At 60.5% G+C, this 2,684-nt stretch carries 3 protein-coding genes; 2 read left to right on the top strand and 1 reads right to left on the bottom strand.

Going from position 1 to position 2,684, the window contains the following annotated elements:
* The coding region (locus tag ACOI1H_RS24705) for a transposase (RefSeq protein WP_422440897.1) at nt 1-741 on the bottom strand (741 nt) is incomplete at its 3' end.
* Nucleotides 742-1,069: 328 nt separating this feature from the next.
* Between ACOI1H_RS24705 and ACOI1H_RS24700 the strand changes: the two genes are divergently transcribed.
* Together ACOI1H_RS24700 and ACOI1H_RS24695 are read left to right on the top strand one after the other, a co-directional pair.
* Entirely contained in the window at nt 1,070-1,747 is a 678-nt protein-coding gene (locus tag ACOI1H_RS24700) for a hypothetical protein (RefSeq protein ID WP_422440896.1), read from the top strand.
* Nucleotides 1,748-1,943: 196 nt separating this feature from the next.
* Complete coding sequence (locus ACOI1H_RS24695) at nt 1,944-2,483, top strand: hypothetical protein (RefSeq protein WP_422440895.1); 540 nt, start codon at nt 1,944-1,946, stop codon at nt 2,481-2,483.
* The last annotated feature ends 201 nt before the right edge of the window (nt 2,484-2,684 follow it).

The following is a 2,684-nucleotide window of genomic DNA, read 5'->3' as shown; positions in this document are numbered from 1 at the left end:
CCTAGTGGCGACGATGAGCAATTCACCGCCCCTGATGCGCTTGGCGGCGATGAGCAGCCGGTTGGCGGGGGTCGCCTCCATGCCGTTCAGCCAGCCTTCCCATGCCCCGCGCCTGCGCTTGCGCAACAGGGTGCGAAACTCGCGCAGGTTGCCATCTGCGAGACGGATCAGCATGTCCTCCTTGAGGCGGATCGCGAATGGGATGTTGTTTTTAATGAGAAATTCCATCCACTCGGCACCGATGAACTCGCGATCCGCCAGCAGCGCCTCAATGGAGGCTGCCCCCAACAGGCGCAGATAACGTTCCATCAGCGCAATGCTCATGCCCATGGCGGAATTGCCTGCGTGGTCCAGAAACACCCACATCAGCGGAACTCGAAATCGTCGCGTGACAACGGCCAGAACCAGCACGTTCACATCGCGCGACCCCAGCTTCCAATTGGTACGATCGAGTGCGAGAAGCTTTGGCCGCTTGAGGTTCAGCATTCGCACGACCAGCCGCGCGGCAATATCGCTATCCAGCCGCACAAACTGGAAGAAGCGCTGCAGACGACGGTAGTTCGATCCATGCTGTGCGTCGCCTAGAAACTGACTTGCCAGATGGGTCAGGTTCACCGTGCGCCCGTTCGCAAGCCCAACCAGCGGCACGGCCCGCGTTTCTAGCCGCGTCTTGCTCAAGTCAAAAGGCGGGCGTGACGTTTCCAGTAGAGGGGCGAGGAGGCACTCGAGAATCGTGAACATCCTTGTGGTAGAGAATTTTCAAAATCGATTCCAAATCGCCCCTCAACGCAACAGCGTCGTTTACCGTGAGCAACAACGCCGGGCAGCATCACCGCCGGCCCGATCTGCTCGGGCGACATCCTGAAGTCCCGGAAGGCTCTGCTGGGTTATCGGGCGAGGCGACTGCGATGCCCGCTTATCGGCTGTTGCTCCGACAGGACTGGTTCGCAGGCTGACGCGGACGCAACAGAACCTTAGTTCACCCCGTTGTGAGCTTCGCGTCGACGCCGGGCCGGAACATTTCCCGCCATGTCTTGTTAGGTGGACATCAAAACTCTGGAGATAACCAATGAAGCGATTCAGCACACTTCTTCTTTCTGCCGCACTATTGACCGGCCCCGCCAGTGCCCAAGTTGTTCGGGGCTGGGACCTCGATAGTGATGGCATCCTCTCTCAGGATGAGTGGAACGCTGGCCTGACCGAATTGGGTGTCCTGTCCGAATGGGATGAGGACGGCGACGGAGCGCTAGTTTCTGACGAATTCGCCGGAGGTCTCTTCGAGCGTTTCGACGAAGACAACAGCGGCACCCTCACTGTGGGCGAGTGGGACTCCGGCATCGACAGCTTCTACGGCGAGGCCGCGGTCGACGCCTCGTTTGAGAATTGGAACACCGACGGTGATGAGGTTCTGAGCGAAGAAGAGTTCATGGCCCAGTTCATGGAAGCCGGTCTGTTCGAGAACTACGCCATCGCCGGCGGCACCGAGGTCGAGATCGGCGCGTGGGATGCCGACGGTGACAGCATGCTCAGCGAAGACGAGTTCTTCGAGGGCTGGGGCTCGACGTGGGGCGACAGCGGAAGCGCCTTCAACACTTGGGACGGCGACGCGGACGGCCTGCTGAGCGAGGACGAGTACAACACCGGCGTGTTCAGCACCTACGACCGCGACGGTAGCGGCTTCATCGAGGAGCCCGAGTTCGGCGATGTCGGCGACGACATCGGTGACGGCGGCTTCTGGGACGTCTGAGCGTACGCTCTGAAACGATGAGCGCACGCTCAACAACGACTGGAAGGGCGGTCCTTGGCTGTCCTTCCAGACCCAAAACGCCACCTTCTGCCGTCTGCATCTTCGAGTGGGGCGACAGAGAGCAGAAGGCCGGATGCGGGAAGTCCCGCTGACGGCTCGATGCCCACAAGCGGCCCATCAACAGAAAGGAACTGAAATGACATTCAACCTGCACAAGATCGCCCTGACTTCGTTTGTAGTCTTCGGGCTTGGTGCCGCACCGGCCTTGGCCGACTGCCACGGCGACTGGGACACCAACCAGGACGCGATGCTCGACCAGACCGAATACGGCACCGCCTATGGTGAGAACGCCTGGTTCGACGAACGGGACCTCGACGCTGATGGCTTCCTGACCGAGGACGAATACAACACCGGTCTCTACCAGTCCTATGACAGGGACGAGGACGGCCTCTTTTCCACTGAGGAGCAGGAAGTCGGATACAGGGCTACCGAAGACTACGGCGTCTGGGACGGCGACGCGGATGGTGCGCTGACGGAAGATGAATTCGGCACCGGTCTGGGTGAGGCCGGCACGTTCGGCACTTGGGACGCCGACAGCGACGGCCTGCTGTCGCAGGACGAGTTCGGCACCGGCGTCTACGGCGGCTATGACGCCGACACGAGCGGCTACCTCGAGGAGACCGAAGTCGGTGCCTATTGCGACGACTACGGCGAAGAGGGCTTCTGGGACTTCTGAGCCAGAACCTTAGGTGACACGTCTGATGGGGAGCCTCTCGGCTCCCCTTCTTTCGGCAGGTTGTGTCTCGAATGTGGTGGAAACTCTTTCGCGGGTTCTCCGAGCATGTGGATTTGGGCCTGATCAGGCCGCGAGGTCAAAGCTGATCGGGGCGATAGGCTGAGCCAAGGTTTCTGACACTGTGTCTCTAAGGCTACCTAT

It is taken from the genome of Loktanella sp. DJP18, assembly GCF_049310965.1.
Taxonomy (GTDB): domain Bacteria; phylum Pseudomonadota; class Alphaproteobacteria; order Rhodobacterales; family Rhodobacteraceae; genus Loktanella.
This window is presented reverse-complemented; position numbering and strand designations above follow the sequence as displayed.

Bases quoted from the DNA above. Each gene is read 5' to 3' on its own strand.
- ACOI1H_RS24700 (WP_422440896.1), top strand. From the start codon at position 1,070: ATGAAGCGATTCAGCACACTTCTTCTTTCTGCCGCACTATTGACCGGC.
- ACOI1H_RS24695 (WP_422440895.1), top strand. From the start codon at position 1,944: ATGACATTCAACCTGCACAAGATCGCCCTGACTTCGTTTGTAGTCTTC.